This window comes from Mycobacterium sp. (genome assembly GCF_035623875.1).
In the GTDB taxonomy this organism is placed as follows: Bacteria; Actinomycetota; Actinomycetes; order Mycobacteriales; family Mycobacteriaceae; genus Mycobacterium.
Map to the genome: position 1 here is coordinate 17086 of NZ_DASPSP010000292.1, position 19951 is coordinate 37036.

Sequence of the window (19951 nt, forward strand, 5' to 3'; positions counted from 1 at the left end):
GCGACGGCGATTTCGTCACAGTGACGCTTGAGAACAGTCTGGCGTTCTCGGCCGGGGGAAGCTTTGTTCGTGCTGTTATCGGATGAGCCGGTCTGCCGCCGGTGAACGCCAGTGGCCGTTACCGACTCGTCGTTTTCATCGACGACGACTTCGAGTTGCAGGGGTGAGACGACGGCTCGGCGCGCGTGTCCGTATAGCGATGTCGCCCAAGGCATAGTGCCGATAAGCGACATTATGTCAACTAGGGTGGCCGTATTGCACTGTCGCGCAGCGGTGTTGGGATCCCCTCGGGATCCTACTCCTGGACGGATGATCCGATTCGCGGGCAGGTGGCAAGGATTGCGTGACGCGGATGTAGCGTGACGACCGTGAACTTCTTGCGTGTGTATTACCCGGTCGCGTCGGTGGTCTGTGCCGCGTCGGCCGTCATGACGCTCGCTGGGTGCAGCCCCGACAAGACAAGTCCATCGGCAAGCACGTCCTCCGGATCGGCGAGCATGTCGGCGGCCACCGAAGCGGTGACGCCACCATCGACAGAACCGGCGACCGCAGAAAGCACCTGCCCTAGGGCAGCACCAGGCGATGGCGGTACACCCGAGTGGACCCTGACGGGGACAACCGGCAGCGTCGCGGTCACGGGTCCCACGGATACGACCGCACCGCGCGTCGACGTGACAGCCCCGTTCAGCGTGACTCAGACCGAGGTGCACACGCTGCATGCCGGAGACGGGCCGGTCGTCGCACCCACGGCCACGGTGTCGGTCTGCTACCTGGGTGTGAACGGACGTGATGGCCGTGTGTTCGACAGCGCCTTCGAACGCGGCAGCCCAGCTCAATTCCCGCTCGACGGAGTCGTGCCGGGTTTTCAGAAGGCGATCGCCGGACAAAGAGTAGGGTCCACCGTCGGTGTCGCAATGACCTCTGCGGATGGCTACCCCGACGGCCAGCCCAACGCTGGGATCCAGAAGGGGGACACGCTGATCTTCGCTATCAAAATCCTTAGCGGCTCGAGCTGAATTGGGATCTCTGACCCACACGGCCTGAAGCCCGGGCAGAACAGAACGTTGTCAGCTAACGCCCATCAACGGAATGTGTTCTGCGAGCAGCTTCTCGATTCGTGCTTCGTCGAGGCGTACGCGTACGGTTGCGGCTTCCTGCTGATCGCGAACGACCTTTGCCAAGCTGAACCCGCTCGATACGAGAAACAGCAAGCTGATACCGAGAAACAATCGCTGCCAAGGGTCTAACGGAAGGAAAAGAATCCCCATTCGGCGCGATCGCCATTGCCACCCTCGGTTGGCTGTGGGGTGTCGGCGATACCCACATCTCCGAGCTTTTCCCAACGGTCCTGCGTGGCACCGACTTCGGAATCGCAGTTGGCGGCGGCCGCATCGTGTCGATCGCGGCTCCGACAGTGATCGGCTGGGACATTACCCACCCAATACGGGCTGGAGACACCGTACCTCGCGCTGGGCGGGCTGTGGGTGCTGACGCTAGTCGGCTACCTGCTCGGACCCGAGACGAAAGGCAAAGAGCTCCAGAACCTAGCTGACGAGGCTCTCACAGAAGATCTCGATCCGGTAGGCGACTAGAGGCCCAACGCCGCTTTCCGCCTCTGCCTACAACGCGGCCGGTGGCGCGGGCCATGGGAAGAACGGCGGGACCGCCGGCTCCGACGTCGGTGGTGGCGCTACCGCTCCCCCTATGTGTTGGGGGCAGTAAACGTTCTCCGCAATCTTTGTGAACTGGGTAGCGGCGTCGTTTGTGAATCCCGGATTCTGCTCCGTCATGCTTTTGATGACGTCGGCTTCCGAGTGACCCTGGTCCATCAGCTGGCACGCCCGCTGGCCGATTCCGATGGCATCAGGTCCGCTTTGATAAGTGATGCCGGCGCCGTTAAGCGCGGCCAGGAAGTCCCCGTCCGGGTCGGCCTGCGCGGGCGCGGCTAGGCCGATCACCGCAGCGAGGCCCCCAAGCACTACAAGCAGTCGCATTGCTTCATCCTCGTACAGATCGGCGTGGTTGTCCTCCGGCTTTGAACTAGGAAGTCAAGATCGTCGAGCCGTGTTTCAGCCGGCAACCTTGGGTGAAACCTCGCCCCGTGGACCACGTCCGCGAGCTGCAAGATGCTCTCGAGAGCTGGCAATATTTCCCGCGTGGCTGTCACCGAGTCTCGTCAAGTCGTCATTGAGGCAACGCCCGACGAAATCATGGACGTGCTATTCGACTTGGAGTCATTGATCGAGTGGTCCCCTGCTCATAAGAAAGTCGAAGTTCTCGAGCGGGACGACCACGGGCGCCCGACCAAGTCTCGCCAGGTAATCAAAATTGTCGGTATCACCGATGAGCAGGTGCTGGACTACTCCGTTCACGACGACGGGGTGAGCTGGACACTGGTCAGCGCCAAACAGCAACGTGGGCAGGACGGTCGCTACACACTGACTCCCGAGGGTGATGCCACCCGCGTCAACTTCGAGCTGACCGTCGATCCGATCGTTCCCGTCCCGGGGTTCCTGATCAAGAAGGGGGCCAAGGGTCTGATGAAAACGGCCACCGAGGGCTTGCGCGAGCGCGTGCTCGAGGTCAAGAAGAGCGCCGAATAGCCCGTGAGATCGGACCGCGGGTCGCGTTTGCCGGCCCGAACCAGGTGGTGAGCGCGTCCGTGAGCCCGAGGCCGGTTATGTCTCCTACCCAGGCCACATATCCGTCGGGTCGGATCAATACGGCTGCGGGTGTGGTGACCGTACCAAGTACCGGAAGCTCGTATTCACCAGGATATTTCGCGTCGATCGTTTTAACCCGATCGGCCCACGGTGCGATGTCGAATCCGCCGGGCTCCCCGAGGTTGAGCAGCACTGGCCGGGCAGCGTGCAGCAGGGTGAATACCCGTAGCGGGCCGTCCGCGGTGACCAGGTCGAGATCGGGCATGCGGCGCCCGAGCAGCGGGTGTCGCGCGTCGAGGTCGTAGTGGATATCCAGGCCGGACATCATCGCGGCGAATCGTCTGCGAGGCTCGTCCATGCTGAGAAGTTCAGACATGGTGTCGCGCAAGGCTTTGGTGCGCTCGTCAGTCGGGCGGCGAAGAAGCGCAATCTGCGCCAACGTATTGCGCAGCACGCGCGCAGCGATCGGGTGCCGTTCGGCATGGTAGGTATCGAGGAGGCTGTCCGGTGATGTCTGGTTGACCACCTGGGCCAGCTTCCATCCCAGATTCACCGCATCCTGGACACCGGTGTTGAGGCCCTGCCCTCCGACCGGATGATGCACGTGGGCGGCGTCGCCCGCCAGCAACACCCGCCTGTCGCGATAGCTCGCGGCCTGTCGCGCCATATCAGTAGACCTGGAAATCCATGTGGGACTGTGGATCCCGTAATCCGTCCCGTATACGGTGATCAGCGCTTGGCTCAGATCGCGCAAAGTGGCTTCGCTGTCGGGTCCGAGTTGCTTCTCGGTCACCATGACCCGCACCAGTCCCCGATCCTTTAGCCTGCTGAGCGAATGAACGCCGAGGGCGTCGTGCCGAATACCCCATTCGGGCAACTGGCCAGGCTCTGGGGCCATTTGGACTTCGGCGATCAGGTAGCTCATCGTCGGATCCCAACCCGGAAATTCGATGCCGGCTGCTTTACGGATCGCACTGCGTCCCCCGTCGCACCCGACGAGGTACTCGGCCCGAACGAACTCGCCACCTGCCAGCTTGACGTCGACGCCGGTGCGGTCTTGGGCGAAACTCGTTACCTCGCAACCGCGATAGATCGGCACCGCCAGCTCACCGACCCAGTCGGTCAATATCCGCTCGATCTGGTTCTGCCACAGTGCGAGGCCGTAAGGATGCCGGGTGGGAAAGTCGCTGATGTCCAGACGAATCTGGGAAAAACCCGCGACCTGCGCCACCTCCCCCTGCGATAGGAAGCTGCCGGCGATCCCGCGCTGATCGAGGATCTCGATGGTTCGTGAATGCAGACCACCCGCGCGCGAGCCAACCAGATCCTGGCTGGCACGCCGCTCGACGATGGCAACGTCGACTCCTGCCAAGGCCAGCTCGCCCGCCAGCATCAGCCCGGTCGGGCCTCCCCCGGTAACGATCACCGCATGGTCGGACATCGGTTCGGCACTCATCTCACAACCCCCGTTTCGCTGAGTGTTGGCTCCGGCCAGTGATTTTGCCGCAGGACCTGGGTCTTGCCGCAAGCCCCTGGGTGCGCTATATATTGAGAGTGGGACGGAGTACTTTCTCTCCGTTCCTTTTTCGTCTGAGCCGGACGGGCGACTGGTGCGTCTCGTAGCGCGGCCTCGGATTGCAGGCCTGTGCATACGATTACTGCTGTGATCGCTTTCGTGTGCGCCATGCCCATGGAGCTCCGGCCGCTGCGACGGCGGCTTGGGCTTCGGAAGACGGGGTTGGGCTACGCCGGCCGCATCGACGACCATCGAGTGATCGCGGTGGTCACCGGGATTGGCACGGCCTTGGCGCACGCCGCGACGGTCCGCTTGCTGGACGCGGTAGACGTCGAGTGGGTGATCGTCGTGGGCATCGCGGGTGCCACCGAGAACCAAACCCCGATCGGGACCCTGGTGCTCCCCCAGCTGGTCATCAGCGGCGCGGATAACTCAGGGCACCGGCCCACGCCGCTTCGCGTCGACTTGGGGAACATGACCCAAGGGAAATTGTGGACCACCGATGAGCTGCTCCTCGATCCGGCGCGACATGCCGACCTGCGGGCGCATGGCGTGGTGGCGCTTGACATGGAAACGGCCGCCGTCGCGAAGGTGTGCGAAGGCCGCGGCGTTCCCTGGTCGGTGGTGCGTGCAATCAGCGACCGGGCCGGCGACGGTAGCGTAGACGCCGAGATCCTCGGCCTCACCCACCCGGACGGCAGGCCGAACCTCTCGGCCGTCGCCCGCTACCTGCTTAGGCACCCCGGTGCGGTCCCCCGTCTGGTCCGCCTCGCCAGCGGGGCCAAGGCCGCGACGGAGCGGGCAGCCGAAACTGCAATCAACGCGTTAATTAATTCTTGACCGATTCCAGATAAGGTCTTGACTCATTCCAAACACCAGCGGCATATTGATGTGGTGTCGTCAACGTCGACGGATTACGCTGCGCAGCTGCGGACGGCCGATTTGCGAGTGACCCGACCTAGGGTCGCCGTATTGGAGGCGGTGCACACCCATCCGCATGCCGATACCGAGACGATCTTGTCGGCGGTCCGCAGCGGCCTTCCCGACGTCTCCCGCCAAGCCGTGTACGACGTCCTCAACGCGCTGACCGCTGTGGGACTGGTTCGAAGGATCCAGCCATTGGGCATGGTTGCCCGCTACGAGTCCCGGGTCGGCGACAACCACCACCACGTCGTATGCCGATCCTGTGGGGTCATCGCCGACGTCGACTGCGCGGTGGGTGACGCGCCGTGCTTGACCCCTGGGGACGACGACAACGCGCTGGATGGCTTTGTTCTCGACGAGGCCGAAGTCATCTACTGGGGGCTGTGCCCCGACTGCTCGACCGCAAATTCCGGATCACAGTCGTGATCACAGCCCGAGTCAACTATCTCTGAAAGGAATGCTGTGTCATCAGATACAAGCCACAAAGGCAGCGAAAGTGAAAACCCGGTGATCTCCGCGCCAGAGCCGAAATCGGATGCGCCGCTGACGAACCAGGACTGGTGGCCCGACCAGATCGACGTCTCGAAGCTGCACCCGCACTCGCCCCAGGCCAATCCGCTCGGCGAGGACTTCGACTACGGGAAAGAGTTCGCCAAGCTCGATGTCGAGGCGCTCAAGGCAGACATGATCTCCCTGATGACCACCTCGCAGGACTGGTGGCCCGCCGACTACGGCCACTACGGCGGCCTGTTCATCCGGATGAGCTGGCACGCCGCAGGCACCTACCGCATTCACGACGGCCGTGGCGGCGGCGGCCAGGGCATGCAGCGCTTCGCCCCGATCAACAGCTGGCCGGACAACGTCAGCCTGGACAAGGCGCGGCGGCTGCTGTGGCCGGTCAAGAAGAAGTACGGCAACAAGATCTCCTGGGCCGACCTGATTATCTTCGCCGGGAACGTCGCTCTGGAATCGATGGGGTTCAAGACCTTTGGCTTCGCGTTCGGCCGCGAAGACGTCTGGGAGCCCGAAGAGATCCTCTGGGGGGAAGAGGACGTCTGGCTGGGCACCGACAAGCGCTACTCCGGCAAGCGGGATCTTGCGCAGCCCTATGGCGCGACCACCATGGGTCTGATCTACGTCAATCCCGAAGGGCCCGAAGGCAAGCCGGATCCGATCGCCGCGGCGGTGGACATCCGTGAGACGTTCGGCCGCATGGCGATGAACGACGAGGAGACCGCCGCACTCATCGCCGGTGGCCACAGCTTCGGCAAGACCCACGGGGCCGGCGACGGGGATCTGGTCGGTCCGGAGCCGGAGGCGGCCCCGATCGAACAGCAGCTGCTGGGCTGGAAGAGCGCCTATGGCACCGGCAAGGGCAAGGACGCCATCACCAGTGGCCTTGAGGTCGTCTGGACACCTACCCCGACCAAGTGGGACAACACCTTCCTAGAGACCCTGTACGGCTACGAGTGGGAGCTGACCAAGAGCCCGGCTGGAGCTTGGCAGTTCACGGCAAAGGATGGCGCCGGTGCGGGCACGATCCCCGATCCGTTCGGCGGGCCGGGTCGCGCCCCGACCATGCTGGTCACCGATATCTCGCTGCGGGAAGACCCGATCTATCGCGAGATCACCAAGCGCTGGCTGGACCACCCCGAGGAGCTGTACGAGGCGTTCGCCAAGGCGTGGTACAAGCTGCTGCACCGCGACATGGGCCCGATCAGCCGCTACCTGGGGCCATGGGTTGCCGAGCCGCAGCTGTGGCAGGACCCGGTTCCGGCGGTAGACCATGAGCTGGTCGATGAGCAGGACGTTGCGGCCCTGAAGAAAAAGGTGCTCGAGTCCGGCCTGTCCGTTCCCCAGCTGGTCAAGACGGCCTGGTCGGCGGCGGCGAGCTACCGCAACACCGACAAGCGCGGTGGCGCGAACGGAGCACGACTTCGCCTTGAGCCGCAAAAGAACTGGGAGGTCAACGAGCCGTCCGAGCTGAACAAGGTGCTGCCGGTTCTCGAGAAAATCCAGCAGGACTTCAACGCCTCGGCGTCCGGCGGCAAGAAGATCTCGCTGGCCGACCTGATCGTGTTGGCGGGCTCTGCGGCGGTGGAGAAGGCGGCCAAAGACGCAGGGCACACCGTCACGGTGCCGTTCGCGCCCGGGCGTACCGACGCCTCGCAGGAGAACACCGATGTCGATTCGTTCGCGGTGCTCGAACCGCGGGCCGACGGGTTCCGCAACTATGCGCGGGCTGGCGAGAAGGCGCCGCTCGAGCAGCTGCTGCTCGAGCGCGCGTACCTACTGGGCGTGACCGGTCCAGAGCTGACGGTGCTCATCGGCGGTCTGCGTGCCCTCGGTGCCAATCACGGCGGCAGCAAGCACGGGGTGCTCACCGACAAGCCCGGCGTGTTGACCAACGACTTCTTCGTGAACCTGGTCGACATGGGCACCCAGTGGAAGGCGTCGGAGACCGCAGAGAACGTCTACGAGGGCCACGATCGGGCCTCGGGCGCTCTCAAGTGGACCGCGACCGTGAATGACCTTGTGTTCGGATCGAACTCGGTGCTGCGTGCATTGGCCGAGGTGTACGCACAAGATGACGCCAAGGGGAAGTTCGTGGAGGACTTCATCGCGGCGTGGGTCAAGGTCATGAATAACGATCGGTTCGACCTGACGTAACACCAGCGTCAGGTCGTTCGGTAGGCGCCCGCGAGCCACCAGCTCGCGGGGCGCCGTGTATTTTGCAGCCATGCCGCAGTGTCGTTGGTGTTCCGGGCCTGCGGCCCAGCCCATAACCTGGCGATCAATCAGCTCGCGGATGGCGATCTCGTCGGTGCGCCGGTCGTCGTCGGCCTGCCGCATCTTAGAGAATTCTTAATCTATCGGCTTCCCCGGAAAGGTGGCCGGGATTGAGACCAACGCGTGACATCAGGCGTTCGACCGAGTGATGAACGCTGGTATCGAATACTGGCCTCTAGCTTCAGGAAAGCTACCCTGGCGAGTATGGCCATTGAATCCACCATGCTTGCCCTCGGCACCCCCGCGCCGTCGTTCTCGCTGCCCGAGCCGGCCACCGGCGCCACGGTCAGCCTCGACGACCTCACGGGTCCCGCGCTTGTCGTCACCTTCATCTGTAACCACTGCCCGTACGTCAAGCACGTCGCCGCTGGGCTCGCCGCACTGGGCCGGGACCTCGCCGACAAGGGCGTCGCGATGGTTGGCATCTCCAGCAATGACGTGGTCACCTACCCGCAAGACGGGCCCGAGCAGATGGTCGCCGAGGCCCGGGGCCACGGTTGGACGTTTCCCTACCTCTACGACGAGACCCAGGGTGTCGCGCGCGCGTACTCGGCGGCCTGTACGCCCGACACGTTCGTGTTCGACGGCCGGCGTCGGCTCGTGTACCGCGGCCAGCTCGACGACTCCCGCCCGGGGAACGACTTACCGGTGACGGCTGCTGACGTTCGGTCGGCGGTCGACGCCGTTCTCGCCGGGCGGCCGGTCGACGGTGACCAGCGACCGTCGATCGGGTGCGGCATCAAGTGGCGCTGAGCCCGACACGCGCGGACGGCACCAACTAGGTTGCGGCCTAACGCTACCAAGAACGCCAACTTCACGGCGTCGACGACAGGGTGGCCGGAAAACACCCGAATGAGCGCCGTTATCGCTTTGGTGGTGCAAGCGATGACCGCGGTCGAGGATCTCCAGCCTCATGGTTGAAGCTTTCCATCGGTTGCGATCGCCAGGGCGGCGAGTGCCCCGGCCTGTTGGCGGCTTCCCTGCCCGACGGCGCCGCATATCACGGTTTCGAAGATTTCGTCCTCGCTGAGACCTGCTGCGCGGACGGCCGCGACGTCCTCGTCGGTGATTCGGTGTCAGCTTTTCATCGCGGTACGGTACCGACGCGGCCAATTCCTGGTTGGACGTGTAGGCAGCACCGCGAGTGAGGTTTCGCCGATGAAATTTGTGGTGGCAGGCTACGGCAGTCGCGGCGACGTCGAGCCCTGTATCGCCATCGCTCGGGAGTTGCTGCGCCGAGGTCACGACGTGCGCATGGCTGTGACAGTCCCGCCCGGCATGCTTGCCTTCGTTGAGTCGACGGGGCTTAGTGCGGTCCCCTACGGCCGGGACTGGCAGGCGCTCCTGCGCGAGCTGTCCGAGGTGATCGAGCGCACGATGCAGAATCCGATGAAAGCGCCGTCCCAAACTGCCGAATATGTTGCCCAGGTCTTTGAGGACAAGAGCACGACGTTGACGTCGGTGGCTGAGGGGGCCGACCTGCTCCTGGCGGGCATAAGCGAGCAGGGGCTGGCCGCGAATGTCGCAGAGTACTACCGCATTCCGCTGGCTGCGCTGCACTTCTTCCCGGCGGAGATTTTGGAGTCCACCGGGCCGCGTGGGCTCGCGACGAGGGGGCCTGAACTTGCCCAGCGCCGGGCACTCGGCTTACCGGAGGTAGCTGGGCCGTCGCCCCAGCCCCTGGAGATCCAGGCTTACGATGAGCTCTGCTTCCCTGGGCTAGCCGCCGAATGGGGGGACAAGGGCGACCGAAGGCCCTTCGTCGGGGCGCTGACGCTGGAATTGCCGACCGATGCCGACGACGACGTCTTGTCGTGGATTGCGGCTGGAACGCCGCCGATCTACTTCGGCTTTGGCAGCATACCGCTCGCATCCTCCACTGACACGGTTGCCCTGATCAGCGCGGCATGCACCCTGCTCGGTGAGCGAGCGCTGATCTGCACCGGCCCGAATGATCACACTGAGATCCCGCATGCCGACCACGTCAAGGTTGTCGAAGCGGTGAATCACGCGGCCGTCTTTCCCGCCTGCCGCGCGGTCGTCCACCATGGGGGCGCCGGTACCACAGCCGCGGGCCTGCGGGCCGGCGTCCCCACGCTGGTCCTTTGCAACGGCCTTGATCAGCCGATCTGGGCAGGCGTCATCGAACGCATGAAAGTCGGTGCTGCGCGGTACTTTTCGGCGACAAATCAGGGGACGCTGGTCGCGGACCTGCGCTCCATCCTTGGTCCGCAATGCATCACTCGGGCCCGTGACATTGCCGCTGCGATGACCAAATCCGCCGAAAGCGTTGCCAGCGCCGCCGATCTCCTCGAAGACGCCGTCCGCTGGGGCCCTGTTAATTGATCGGCTAATGCGGGCCGCTCAACTGGTCGCCGCGCTGCCGGTAAACGACACGCAGGGCCAAACCCACTCCGGGATGCCCGCCCTGAGCACCGAGCAGGACTACCACGACTACATCACGTCGCGTTTGGCGGCGTGGACAGCCGCCCGCTGCTGCTCTGCCCACCGTCTCGGGCACGCAGATTCCTGCCGCCTGGCCGGGTGATCGGTTCGATCTGATCTGGTCGTTCAGCCTTGAGGTCGGAGCTTCATCCGCGGCCTACGTGTTTTCCCAGATCCCACAGCAGGTGCTGCCGGGCGATTCCGCCACGGTCGCGCCGCTATCCGCCTAACTCGCCGGAGATCCCACGTTCGATGCTGGCCTGGGTCGTTGCCGGCAACACGATGAGCCCATCGAGTTCTCTGCGTGCACGCTCATAAGCGTTCTGGCGTTCTTGCGGAGCTGCAGCGGTGTCGGACGCCACGCGCAATAGACTCTGAGCGCGCGCAATCCGCTGCTGTCCATCTTGTGAGAAGTCGTTTCGGCGCCTCCGTTTCGCCTCGGCCTCAGCGATGTTGAACGCCGTGACATAGTCCTCGACAGCGGCCAGGTACCGCGCCGCCGCGTCGCCGTTATCGAGGAGGTCTTCGGCTTTGGCCGGGCGCAGGAAGTCTGCGCGGAGCTTGGCCTTGTGAAAGCCGATCGTCAGCGGATCGCGCATGTCGGTCATCAGCGGGAAGTCGAGAAGCCTGGCGAAGTCGAGTTCATATTCGAGCCAGCGGGTGTCCGTTCGGTCGTGCTCGCGCAGGACGCGGGTGAGCGACCGCCACTGGGCGGCTTGATTCCCGGCGGTCCCTGTCTGATCGGGATCGCGTGCGCTCTCAGCTGGGCGCTTGTTGGCAGAAAAGGCTCGTACTGCAGCGATGACCATGCCCGCCACCGGCACGACCACGATGAGAAACTCCATCAACCGGAACAGCAAACCCACATGACCAGGATGCCACTGCCCATCACGCTAGACTCGTCGCCGGTGAGACGCCGCGGTTAGGTCGAGCCGTGAGATCGCCACCCAGATGACCAAATCCGCTGAAAGCGTTGCCCGTGCAGCCGATCTCGTGCAAGACGCCGCGCGCCGGGCAGGTCATCGATCAAGATCCCACTGTCCGAAATCGGTCGCGAGGACCTCGTCCACATCCACGTTGATGCCGCCAAGGAGCGGTCCCGGGCTCGAGGGGCTGTTGACGACTTCTTGGTAGAGCACCGCCGCGGGCTCGCGCTGACCGTGTGACCATGTCTTCGTCTGCCATGCCCATCGGTACCCCGCAGTGGTGGAGTGCCCGATCACGCCGTCTCTAATCGCCCAACCACACGCCTGAAAATGCCCGTAAATCCCGCTGCGCTGTACGCCCAGTACCGAGTTGATTCCTCGAAACCAGTTGACCGCAAGGCTATTCCAGGTGTTCTCATCGATGTCGTCATCGACACTGAAGAAGATCGGGGCGGAACTACCTCCTCCAGCTGCGGCGTGCAGGCGCAGTGCTGTCTGCGCGTCCGCCACGCCGCCGTCGGACCCGCGGGTGAAATCCGACGGCGCGGACCAACCGGGCTTGCCGTACTGAAAGTTGCTGACGATGTGCAGACCCACCGCCCGCAGCGCGTCCGCATACTCGCGGGTGATGGGCTTTGCCTCGAAGTGAGCGCCCGGCCGCTCCTCGGACACGTAGTTCACCACCCCGGCATAGCCTGCCGATTTGATCTCGTCCGGCGGGATCCTCCGCTCGGCAAAATCGATCAGTCTTATGTTGGCGGCCGATGCCTGCCGCTCGCCGAGCGTGGTCGCCAGCGGTCCGAAGCTCAGCAGAACCGGCGACAGCGCGAATTTGAGGACATCGCGCCGTGAAACGGCCTGCGGTTCGTTTGAGTCAACCATGCAACGGGCACGTGGCGATTCGGTTGCCCGATGTAACGCCGTCCACCGAGCCGTATCGGAAACGTGGGTGATGGAGTGCCTGGTGTCTGACATACGTTGCGTTATAGCATCGACCGCTGGTGCAAACGGGTGGGGGTCGTGTAGAAGGGTCTGGTGGACGATCCGGCCGTCAGGTCTTTCAGTCCGTCAACGCTTCGCGAAGCGATGGCCCGCCGGTTGTATCGCCGGTCGGTGGCGATGGGACAAATCACGGTGCCGGCCGTTCCGAGCCTGATCGACGAGTACGTCCGAATGTGCGACAACCTATTTGCCAGCGTCGGCGTCCAGTACTCCCCCGAAGAATTCGCTCAGCTGAAGACGGTGCTGCAGGCCCAGTTGGCCGAGGCCTACCGCACCTCCTCACGTTCGAACATCGTCATCTCTTTCCACGCTCCTTTCGGCACGGCCCTGAATTACCGCGTCAATAGCGAGTCGGCGACGATCGCGAGCGCTTACGACGGCTGGATCGGCACCCGCGAGGGGTCGCTGTTCGGCATCGAACCGGATGCCCGAGTTTCGGCGCTGGCCGCCGAGACGGCGGATCCCAGCACCTGTCGGGTGCTCGACATCGGCGCCGGAACCGGGCGCAATGCCCTGGCCCTGGCGCGACGCGGCCACCCGGTGGACGCGGTCGAGATTGCACCGAAGCTCGCGCACATCATTCGCTCGGAGGCCGAACGTGAATCACTTGTCGTACGCGTCATCGAGCGCGATGTCTTCGCAAGCATGGATGATGTCCGCAGCGACTATCAGCTCATTGTGGCCTCCGAACTGGTGCCCGACTTCCGGACGACGCAGCAGCTGCGAGCCATGTTCGAACTCGCGGCCCGTTCCCTGGCTCCCGGTGGACGGTTGCTGTTTAACACCTTTTTGCCGCGCGAGGGTTATACCCCCGATGACGCCGCCCGGGAACTCGGGCAGCAATGCAACACCATGATCTTCACCTGGGACGAGATGACGAGTGCGACCGACCTGCTACCTCTCGGGCTCGTTGCCGACGACTCCGCTTACGACTACGAGAAGGCGCACTTGCCCGAAGGCGCTTGGCCGCCCACCGCCTGGTATCCGAATTGGGCCAGCGGGCTTGATCTGTTCGACGTCGAGCGGGAGGATTCCCCGATTGAGTTGCACTGGCTCGTTTACCGGAAGGCTCCCTCCCCCTAAGCTCTCACTTAGCCATGACCGATGCGATCCACTTCGTCGACGCGAACGGACTGAACTTCGCCTACCTGGAGGACGGCTCCGGTCCTCTTGTGCTCATGTTGCACGGGTTTCCCGACACGGCGCACAGTTGGGACGATCTGCGGCCGCGAATCGCCGCGAAGGGATACCGGGCCGTGAGCCCATTCATGCGTGGCTACCACCCCACCGCGATCCCGGATCGCGATGCGGACCAAGAGACCTTGGCGCGCGATCCGCTCGCGTTCATCGAAGCACTCGGCGCCCCTGACGCCGTCGTCATCGGCCACGATTGGGGAGCTTCGGCCGCTTACGGCGCCGCAGCGCTCGGCCCCGATCGCGTGAAAAAGCTTTTCGTCATCGCCATTCCACACCCGGCGGCGTTGAAACCGTCGCCGAAGAAGCTTTGGGGTGTCCGCCACTTCGCGGCCTACAAGTTGCCGGGAGCGCCGAAACGCTTCGCTCGCAATGACTTCGCGGCGCTCCCCGCGATCTATCGGCGATGGTCGCCGGACTGGAATCCCGATCCAGAGGAGTTCGACGCGGTCCGCGCAAGCTTCTCCAACCCCGCGAGCTTGAACGCCGCGTTCGGGTACTACAGGAAGTTCTCGCCAATACCCAGCGCATCACTGAGAGCGCGGATCACTGTGCCGACAGTGGTATTTGCGGGGCTCGGTGATCCAATCGTCGAGCCCTCCGTTTACCGGGGCGCCGCCCGAATGTTCGAAAGCGATTACATCGTTGAGCAGGTCCCGGGCGGGCATTTCATGCATCGGGAGCACCCCGACACGTTCGCTGAGCGGCTCCTCGCGTACTTGTGATCTGTCCCTCGCGGATGCGGGGGGATGGTCAGCCGGCTGCTATCGTGCTGTGCCTATGCCCGAGATGGATCGTCGCACCATGATGTTGATGACCGGGGTCGGCGTGTTGGCAGCCGTGGTCCCCACGCCGAAGGCCAAGGCTTACCCGCGCCACCCAGACGCACCAGCAGGTTCCTACCTTTTCCACGACGAGTTCGACGGCTCGGCCGGCTCGGCTCCGGATCCGTCGAAGTGGGCGGTGGCGACGGCCCGCGAGCAGATCAAGGATCCGACCTTTTGGGAGCGACCCGAGAACATCGGGCAGTACCGCAACGATGGTCGCAACGTGTTCGTCGACGGCAACTCCAACCTCGTTCTGCGTGCGGCGAAAGACGGCCCGACGTACTTCAGCGGCAAGGTGCAAGGCCTCTGGCGCGGTGGCGTCGGCCACACCTGGGAAGCCCGGATCAAGCTCAATTGCCTCACCGCCGGCGCCTGGCCCGCCTACTGGCTGGGCAATGAGGATCAAGGCGAAATCGACGTGGTCGAGTGGTACGGCAACGGCAACTGGCCCTCAGCCACCACCGTCCACGCAAAAGCCAACGGCGGCGAATGGAAGACCCAAAACATCGCCGTAGACAGCGCCTGGCACTCCTGGCGATGCCGATGGGATGAAGCCGGTATCCGCTTTTGGAAGGACTACGTCGACGGCGCGCAACCATACTTGGACGTGCCGGCCAGCTCGCTACCGGATTGGCCGTTCAACCGGCCGGGCTACACCGTTTTTCCGGTCTTCAACCTCGCGGTTGCCGGTTCCGGGGGCGGCGATCCCGGATCGGGCAGCTATCCCGCGGACATGCTCATCGACTGGATACGTGTCTGGTAAGGCGCGCTCAGTAGTTGTTGCAGGTGGTGGCGATTTGCCCGACCAGCCCGATGTATTGCGCGGCCCCCGGCATACCCTCCGCCTGTTGCGCCATCTGCGCGCGCTGCGGCGGCGGCGAGGCGAGGAATGAACGCAGCCAGCCCTGTGCCGTCGGTGACGAACTGAACTTGGCGGCGGCAGCCGGCGATTGCGCATTCAGTGCCCCCACCACCTGCGGGTAACTGCAAGTGGTGTTAATTGCCGCGTCTATAGCGGGGTCTGCGGACGCGATCCCGGCGCCAGCAAGCAACGACAACGCCAGACCGCCACCTGCGACAGCCAATCTGATGAACGACCGTGTGACCATAGGGACACCTTCCAAGCTATGTACCGCCGAACTTCGACGCAGAGAACACCAGCGTACCGGAAGTGGTCCTGGCACAGCTCGCTCGAAGACTCGGCGCGGTCGTATCGGAGCGGCACAATTCGGGTGCTGCGCGGGGATATTGTCTGGTCATGGACCACCCGAGCAAGCCGTCTGCCTGACGGCAACACGCGACCGTGATGCGCGCGTCCCGCAATCTGGCGGTGGACTTCTACCGCGTTTCGGGGGTGGTCCTGATCGTGCTGGGCCATTGGCTGGCCGGATCGGTGACCTATCACAACGGATATTTCGGTCGGCAGAACCCGCTCGTCGACCAGCCCTGGACTCAATGGCTCACGTGGCCGTTCCAGGCTGTGCCGACGTTCTTCCTGGTCGCGGGTTACGCCGGCGCGGTGTCCTGGAAGCACCGGTGCGACAATGACGGTGTCTCGCGCCAAACGTGGTTGCGGCACCGACTCGCCCGGGTGCTCGGACCCACAACGGTCTACGTCGGGCTGGTCTCGGCAATTGTGGTCGCGCTGGACTTACGCCACGTTGCCGGTTCCACGCTGGAATACGCCGGTTGGGCAGTGGCGATGCACCTGTGGTTCCTCGCCGTCTATCTGGTGGTGGTCTCGCTGACGCCGGTTGCGGTTGCCGCGCAACGGCGTTGGGGGCTTTTGGCCCCCGCGGTGCTTGCCGTGGGAGTCGTTGCGGTAGAAGCTGTCTCACTCGGATGGCATGTGCCCCACCTGCGCTTGCTGAATTACCTGTTGTGCTGGGGTGCGCTCTACCAGCTAGGAATCGCTTGGCACGATGGGCTATTGGCCGGTCGCAAACCTGCGCTGCTCGCTGGCTGCTCGGCGGTCGCGCTGGCGATGCTGATCCTGCTGGGCCCCTATCCGGTCAGCATGATCGGTGTGCCCGGTCAAACCCTGCAGAACTCCGACCCGCCCTCTGTGGCGATGCTGGCGTTCGCTTGCGCGCAAGCAGGGCTGGCGATAACGCTCGCACCCGCGCTCAACCGCGCGCTGCGCGCCAGTGTGGTCCGGCGGGCACTGACAACAGCTAATAGCAACGTGATGGCTCTTTACTTGTGGCACATGATTCCTGTCGTGATCGTGGCGATCGTCGGCTACCCCGCCGGCCTGTTGCCTCAACCGGTCGAGGGCACGGTCGCATGGTGGCTCGCCCGGCTGGAATGGGTGGTCATCCTTAGCTTGGTGACAGGGGTCGAGATGACGCTGTTGTATTGGGGCAGAGGATTTTTCGCGGGGCCGCTGGCCATGCTCGGGACGCCGCTCACAGATCGCTGGGCCGAACCGATCATGCTGGCCGGTGCCGCGATGGCGGCCTATGGCCTGGCGTTCGTCGCTGCTGAAGGCTTCGCTCCGGACGGACACTTTCCATGGCTGACCGGGCTGATCTTCGCAGCCGGCGTGCTGCTGGTGGCGCTTCGTCCCGCAAAGGTCGGCGCGCAACCGCTTTCCGATTAGCAGCTCAGCGGGCGCACTACCGACCACTGGTCTTGTATACCGACCACTGGTCGGTATACATTGCGTGGCGGAAATGGAGGTAGCAATGAGCACATCGGAGCAGTCGCAGATCCGCACACGCATGTTCGCCCGCGCGTTGGGGCCGTTCTTCACCATCGTGCCGACCACCGTCGCGGTACGAGGCTCCTACATGAAGACACTGTTTACCGAATTCAAGGCAAACCCGATGTGGCCGTGGCTGTTTGGCGCCATCCTGCTGATGTTCGGCCTGCTGATCATCGCGTTCCACCAGTACTGGCGCAGCCCCGCGGCGATCATCGTCTCCGTTGTGGGCTGGTTTCTGGCGATACGTGGGGTGCTGCTGCTGACCGTTCCTCGGGCCTACAACGCGGCGGGCAACGCGGTCTACAGCTCAGGCGCAACCGCGGCGATATGGGTGGTCTTCCTCTGCCTCGCCCTGTCCGGGCTGTATCTGACCTACGTCGGCTGGAAGCCCCAGCCGGGATCGCCCTAGTGCCGCGGGTCGTCAAACATCCCGACATCCGCAGGGCGGAGTTGCTGGATCGGGCAGCGGGGTTGTTTTTGCAGCACGGCTACGAGAATGTCAGTCTCAACGATCTGATCGCCGACGCCGGCGTCTCCAAAGGTGCTTTCTACCATTGGTTTTCATCGAAAGATACGCTGGTGGCGGCCCTGGCCGAGCGTAGCGCTCGCGACGCTTTCGCTAGTGTCGAGGATGCTCTGGCCGCATGCGATGGCGACCCGCTGGACCGGCTCAACGCGGTGTTGCGGGCCGGCTTCGACGCCAACATGAAAATCAGCGGACCGGAGCATCTGGCGGCGATGGTGTCGTTGCTGCGCCCGGACAATGCGCATCTTTACGGACGAATCCTCGTCGTCGAGCAAGACCTGTACACGCCGTTGCTGACCCGGCTGGTATCGGAGGGGGTCGCAGACGGCATCTTCGACACGTTCGACCCCGAAGGTGTCGCCGACATGATCTACGGCCTCGCTGCCCGCACCAACTCGAACATCGTGGCTGTACTCGATGCCGCCAGTGAGTCCGCCCGTGATCGCGCAATTGACACTCTGACAACCAGATTCAGGCTGCACGGGTTAGCCGTCGACCGCATCCTCGGGCTACCCGACGGCAGCATCAGCACGCTGACCAAGGCTCAAGTCGGAGCTATGGTCGCCGCGCTGCCGCGACGCTATTAGCCCGATGTGCTCAGCGCGGCCAGCGCCGCGTCGTAATTCGGCTCGTTTGCGATCTCTGGCACCAGCTCCGAGTAGGCGACGTTACCGTCGGCGCCGATCACCACGACGGCCCGGGCGAGCAGCCCAGCGAACGGGCCATCGGCAATGGTTACGCCGTAGTCCTGCCCGAAGCTGTCACGGAACGCCGAGGCGGCCTTCACGTTCTCGATGCCCTCTGCGCCGCAGAATCGCGCTTGCGCGAATGGGAGGTCCTTGGACACGCACAGTACGGAGACACCGCCCGCGGCAGCGCGCTCGTTGAAGGTGCGCACGCTGGTCGCGCAAACCGGCGTGTCCACCGACGGAAAGATGTTCAGCAACATGGGCTTATCGTGGAACTGCTCGCTGCTGACCGGGCTGAGATCGGATCCGGTCAGGGTGAAGGCGGGGGCCGGAGATCCGACGGCAGGCAGATCGCCAACAGTGTTGATCGGGTTTCCACGCATAGTTATCTGTGCCATGCGCACAGTCTGCCAAGGCCGGGAGGGCAGCGTTGGGTCGGGGCCGGGTTGTCCTGTTTAGCAGGCGCGGCCCTCCCCCAGCTCAGCGACGACACGAGGATAAGCACTTGTTGGCTGGCCGCCGCAGTGCCGGTCTGGACAGATGGCCGGACCAGCGCCGTTCGTCAAGGCTGGGCAGCACCACCTGTTGCCACGGATCATGAGCACCGGCTGAGAAAGTTCCCTGCGACGAATAGCCTGCGGGCCGCCGTAGCTTCTCTTATATTGTCTGACTGTGCCTGAGATGAATCGACGCAGCCTCATGTTGACGACGGGGATTGGCATGCTGGCGGCCGCCGCGGCTGCTGCAGTCCGCGTCCCGGAGGCCCGAGCGTACCCGTCACCGCCGGACGCACCTGCCGCCGCGGGCGGGCCCTACATCTTCCAGGACGAGTTCGACGGCCCGGCGGGCTCAGGTCCCGATCCGGGTAAGTGGACGGTACAAAGCTGGCAGGACGACGTGTTCCCGCCGGTCGTGGGGATATACCGCGACGATCGCCGAAACGTGTTCCTCGACGGCAATTCCAATCTCGTCCTCTGCGCCACCCAAGAAAGCGGCGACTACTACGGCGCCAAACTGCGAGGCAATTTTCGAAGCATGATCAACCAAACCTGGGAAGCGCGGATAAAGCTGGACTGTTTGTTCCCCGGCCTTTGGTCCGCGTTCTGGGGTGTCAACGAGAATCCTGTGCCGGACGGCGAGGTCGACGTTTTCGAGTGGTACGGCAACGGCTCGTGGCCCCCGGGAACCACGGTGCACGCGGCATCCAACGGGAAAACCTGGGAAGGGAAATCGATTCCCGGCTTGGTCGACGGCGGGTGGCACACGTGGCAAATGCGATGGAGTCAGAACGGTTTCGCCTTCTCGCGGGACGGGGCACCATACTTCAGTGTTCCGCCGAAGCCCATCCACGTCCACGGCGGCGCTCCTGACGACTTCCGGTGGCCGTTCAACAAGCCCGGCTATTTTTTGACGCCCATGTTCACGCTTGCGGTCGGTGGAGTCGGCGCCGGCGATCCCGCCGCGGCTACCTACCCGGCGGACATGCTCGTCGACTGGATCCACATCTGGTGAGTGTTATCGCTCGGCTTTGATTACCTGAACCAGATTGAACTGCCAGCGCTCGACCAGCCGAAACCCCAAGTCGTGGGGAACGGAGAAGGCGGGGGTTGCGCCGTAGAGCGGGCCGGGCGGCAGCGCCGGGCCCTGCTCGTGGGCGGGCATTGAATTGTCGGCTTGGGTGATGATCCATACGACGCCGCAATGGCTTAACGGCTTGGCGACGACCTCCGGGATGAGGTTGG

Annotated in this window: 22 protein-coding genes and 3 pseudogenes; 16 read left to right on the plus strand and 9 right to left on the minus strand. The window is 64.0% G+C overall.

All coding sequences use genetic code 11. From position 1 onward, the window contains the following. Nucleotides 1–388 precede the first annotated feature (388 nt). Nucleotides 389–559 carry a hypothetical protein gene (locus VEI45_RS23475; RefSeq protein ID WP_324856938.1) on the minus strand — a complete coding sequence of 57 codons (171 nt, stop codon included), beginning with the start codon at nt 557–559 and terminating at the stop codon, nt 389–391. Between VEI45_RS23475 and VEI45_RS23480 the strand changes: the two genes are divergently transcribed. After that, complete coding sequence (locus VEI45_RS23480) at nt 498–1016, plus strand: FKBP-type peptidyl-prolyl cis-trans isomerase (RefSeq protein WP_324856935.1); 519 nt, start codon at nt 498–500, stop codon at nt 1014–1016. The genes VEI45_RS23475 and VEI45_RS23480 overlap by 62 nt on opposite strands. A 51-nt stretch (nt 1017–1067) precedes the next feature. On the opposite strand, the pseudogene VEI45_RS23485 reads toward VEI45_RS23480, so the two are convergent. Further along, nucleotides 1068–1265: pseudogene (locus VEI45_RS23485) on the minus strand (YiaA/YiaB family inner membrane protein); the annotation flags it as partial. A gap of 2 nt (nt 1266–1267) precedes the next feature. On the opposite strand from VEI45_RS23485, the pseudogene VEI45_RS23490 reads away from it, so the two are divergent. Further along, nucleotides 1268–1592 (plus strand): annotated as a pseudogene (locus VEI45_RS23490) (MFS transporter); the annotation flags it as partial. A gap of 27 nt (nt 1593–1619) precedes the next feature. On the opposite strand, the gene VEI45_RS23495 reads toward VEI45_RS23490, so the two are convergent. Then, nucleotides 1620–1994, minus strand: coding sequence for a DUF732 domain-containing protein (locus VEI45_RS23495; protein WP_324856915.1), 375 nt, complete (start codon nt 1992–1994; stop codon nt 1620–1622). 162 nt (nt 1995–2156) lie between these two features. Between VEI45_RS23495 and VEI45_RS23500 the strand changes: the two genes are divergently transcribed. Then, the gene (locus VEI45_RS23500; RefSeq protein ID WP_324856916.1) at nt 2157–2603 is read left to right on the plus strand and encodes an SRPBCC family protein; all 447 of its coding nucleotides are present in this window, start codon (nt 2157–2159) and stop codon (nt 2601–2603) included. On the opposite strand, the gene VEI45_RS23505 is transcribed toward VEI45_RS23500, so the two are convergent. Then, nucleotides 2584–4119: an FAD-dependent monooxygenase gene (locus VEI45_RS23505; RefSeq protein WP_324856917.1), complete on the minus strand. Its 1536-nt coding sequence runs from the start codon at nt 4117–4119 to the stop codon at nt 2584–2586. The two genes, VEI45_RS23500 and VEI45_RS23505, sit on opposite strands and share 20 nt — an antisense overlap. Nucleotides 4120–4326: 207 nt before the next feature. On the opposite strand from VEI45_RS23505, the gene VEI45_RS23510 reads away from it, so the two are divergent. From VEI45_RS23510 to VEI45_RS23535, 6 genes are all read left to right on the plus strand, one after another. Further along, nucleotides 4327–5019, plus strand: a complete 693-nt coding sequence (locus tag VEI45_RS23510; protein WP_324856918.1) for a hypothetical protein — start codon at nt 4327–4329, stop codon at nt 5017–5019. 54 nt (nt 5020–5073) lie between these two features. Next, nucleotides 5074–5529: a Fur family transcriptional regulator gene (locus VEI45_RS23515; RefSeq protein ID WP_324856919.1), complete on the plus strand. Its 456-nt coding sequence runs from the start codon at nt 5074–5076 to the stop codon at nt 5527–5529. A gap of 18 nt (nt 5530–5547) precedes the next feature. Beyond that, on the plus strand, nt 5548–7773 hold the full coding sequence (gene katG / locus VEI45_RS23520; protein ID WP_324856936.1) for a catalase/peroxidase HPI: 2226 nt from the start codon (nt 5548–5550) through the stop codon (nt 7771–7773). 324 nt (nt 7774–8097) lie between these two features. Next, entirely contained in the window at nt 8098–8646 is a 549-nt protein-coding gene (locus tag VEI45_RS23525; protein ID WP_324856920.1) for a thioredoxin family protein, read from the plus strand. A 405-nt stretch (nt 8647–9051) separates the two neighbouring features. Continuing rightward, complete coding sequence (locus VEI45_RS23530; protein ID WP_324856921.1) at nt 9052–10239, plus strand: glycosyltransferase; 1188 nt, start codon at nt 9052–9054, stop codon at nt 10237–10239. Nucleotides 10240–10246: 7 nt separating this feature from the next. After that, a complete protein-coding gene (locus tag VEI45_RS23535) occupies nt 10247–10441 on the plus strand; it encodes a hypothetical protein (RefSeq protein WP_324856922.1) in 195 nt (64 codons plus the stop codon). Nucleotides 10442–10556: 115 nt separating this feature from the next. Here the strand turns inward: VEI45_RS23535 and VEI45_RS23540 are convergent, their stop codons facing one another. After that, nucleotides 10557–11204 carry a hypothetical protein gene (locus tag VEI45_RS23540; protein ID WP_324856923.1) on the minus strand — a complete coding sequence of 216 codons (648 nt, stop codon included), beginning with the start codon at nt 11202–11204 and terminating at the stop codon, nt 10557–10559. A 153-nt stretch (nt 11205–11357) separates the two neighbouring features. After that, the gene (locus VEI45_RS23545; protein ID WP_324856924.1) at nt 11358–12146 is read right to left on the minus strand and encodes a DUF1906 domain-containing protein; all 789 of its coding nucleotides are present in this window, start codon (nt 12144–12146) and stop codon (nt 11358–11360) included. Between the two features lie 153 nt (nt 12147–12299). Between VEI45_RS23545 and VEI45_RS23550 the strand changes: the two genes are divergently transcribed. From VEI45_RS23550 to VEI45_RS23560, 3 genes are read left to right on the plus strand one after another with little or no spacing between them, the layout of a single operon-like run. Next, on the plus strand, nt 12300–13349 hold the full coding sequence (locus VEI45_RS23550) for a class I SAM-dependent methyltransferase (protein WP_324856925.1): 1050 nt from the start codon (nt 12300–12302) through the stop codon (nt 13347–13349). A 14-nt stretch (nt 13350–13363) separates the two neighbouring features. Continuing rightward, a complete protein-coding gene (locus VEI45_RS23555; protein ID WP_324856926.1) occupies nt 13364–14185 on the plus strand; it encodes an alpha/beta hydrolase in 822 nt (273 codons plus the stop codon). Nucleotides 14186–14240: 55 nt separating this feature from the next. Next, nucleotides 14241–15050, plus strand: a complete 810-nt coding sequence (locus VEI45_RS23560; protein ID WP_324856927.1) for a glycoside hydrolase family 16 protein — start codon at nt 14241–14243, stop codon at nt 15048–15050. A 7-nt stretch (nt 15051–15057) separates the two neighbouring features. Here VEI45_RS23560 and VEI45_RS23565 read toward each other — a convergent pair whose 3' ends face one another. After that, nucleotides 15058–15396, minus strand: coding sequence for a hemophore-related protein (locus VEI45_RS23565; RefSeq protein WP_324856928.1), 339 nt, complete (start codon nt 15394–15396; stop codon nt 15058–15060). 197 nt (nt 15397–15593) lie between these two features. Between VEI45_RS23565 and VEI45_RS23570 the strand changes: the two genes are divergently transcribed. The 3 genes from VEI45_RS23570 (at nt 15594) to VEI45_RS23580 (ending at nt 18107) form a co-directional block, all read left to right on the plus strand. Next, the gene (locus VEI45_RS23570; RefSeq protein WP_324856929.1) at nt 15594–16889 is read left to right on the plus strand and encodes an acyltransferase; all 1296 of its coding nucleotides are present in this window, start codon (nt 15594–15596) and stop codon (nt 16887–16889) included. Nucleotides 16890–16974: 85 nt separating this feature from the next. Continuing rightward, entirely contained in the window at nt 16975–17403 is a 429-nt protein-coding gene (locus tag VEI45_RS23575) for a hypothetical protein (protein WP_324856930.1), read from the plus strand. Then, on the plus strand, nt 17403–18107 hold the full coding sequence (locus VEI45_RS23580; RefSeq protein ID WP_324856931.1) for a TetR/AcrR family transcriptional regulator: 705 nt from the start codon (nt 17403–17405) through the stop codon (nt 18105–18107). Before VEI45_RS23575 ends, VEI45_RS23580 begins: the two co-directional genes overlap by 1 nt. On the opposite strand, the gene tpx is transcribed toward VEI45_RS23580, so the two are convergent. Then, nucleotides 18104–18607, minus strand: coding sequence for a thiol peroxidase (gene tpx, locus VEI45_RS23585; protein ID WP_324856932.1), 504 nt, complete (start codon nt 18605–18607; stop codon nt 18104–18106). The two genes, VEI45_RS23580 and tpx, sit on opposite strands and share 4 nt — an antisense overlap. A 283-nt stretch (nt 18608–18890) precedes the next feature. Between tpx and VEI45_RS23590 the strand changes: the two genes are divergently transcribed. After that, complete coding sequence (locus VEI45_RS23590; protein WP_324856937.1) at nt 18891–19721, plus strand: glycoside hydrolase family 16 protein; 831 nt, start codon at nt 18891–18893, stop codon at nt 19719–19721. Nucleotides 19722–19724: 3 nt separating this feature from the next. On the opposite strand, the pseudogene VEI45_RS23595 reads toward VEI45_RS23590, so the two are convergent. Further along, nucleotides 19725–19951, minus strand: a pseudogene (locus tag VEI45_RS23595) (hypothetical protein); the annotation flags it as partial.

Bases quoted from the DNA above. Each gene is read 5' to 3' on its own strand.
- VEI45_RS23555 (WP_324856926.1), top strand. From the start codon at position 13,364: ATGACCGATGCGATCCACTTCGTCGACGCGAACGGACTGAACTTCGCC.
- VEI45_RS23505 (WP_324856917.1), bottom strand. From the start codon at position 4,119: ATGAGTGCCGAACCGATGTCCGACCATGCGGTGATCGTTACCGGGGGA.
- VEI45_RS23575 (WP_324856930.1), top strand. From the start codon at position 16,975: ATGAGCACATCGGAGCAGTCGCAGATCCGCACACGCATGTTCGCCCGC.
- VEI45_RS23570 (WP_324856929.1), top strand. From the start codon at position 15,594: ATGCGCGCGTCCCGCAATCTGGCGGTGGACTTCTACCGCGTTTCGGGG.
- VEI45_RS23480 (WP_324856935.1), top strand. From the start codon at position 498: ATGTCGGCGGCCACCGAAGCGGTGACGCCACCATCGACAGAACCGGCG.
- VEI45_RS23565 (WP_324856928.1), bottom strand. From the start codon at position 15,396: ATGGTCACACGGTCGTTCATCAGATTGGCTGTCGCAGGTGGCGGTCTG.
- VEI45_RS23560 (WP_324856927.1), top strand. From the start codon at position 14,241: ATGCCCGAGATGGATCGTCGCACCATGATGTTGATGACCGGGGTCGGC.
- VEI45_RS23590 (WP_324856937.1), top strand. From the start codon at position 18,891: ATGAATCGACGCAGCCTCATGTTGACGACGGGGATTGGCATGCTGGCG.
- tpx (WP_324856932.1), bottom strand. From the start codon at position 18,607: ATGGCACAGATAACTATGCGTGGAAACCCGATCAACACTGTTGGCGAT.
- VEI45_RS23535 (WP_324856922.1), top strand. From the start codon at position 10,247: ATGCGGGCCGCTCAACTGGTCGCCGCGCTGCCGGTAAACGACACGCAG.
- VEI45_RS23495 (WP_324856915.1), bottom strand. From the start codon at position 1,994: ATGCGACTGCTTGTAGTGCTTGGGGGCCTCGCTGCGGTGATCGGCCTA.
- VEI45_RS23545 (WP_324856924.1), bottom strand. From the start codon at position 12,146: ATGGTTGACTCAAACGAACCGCAGGCCGTTTCACGGCGCGATGTCCTC.
- VEI45_RS23530 (WP_324856921.1), top strand. From the start codon at position 9,052: ATGAAATTTGTGGTGGCAGGCTACGGCAGTCGCGGCGACGTCGAGCCC.
- VEI45_RS23525 (WP_324856920.1), top strand. From the start codon at position 8,098: ATGGCCATTGAATCCACCATGCTTGCCCTCGGCACCCCCGCGCCGTCG.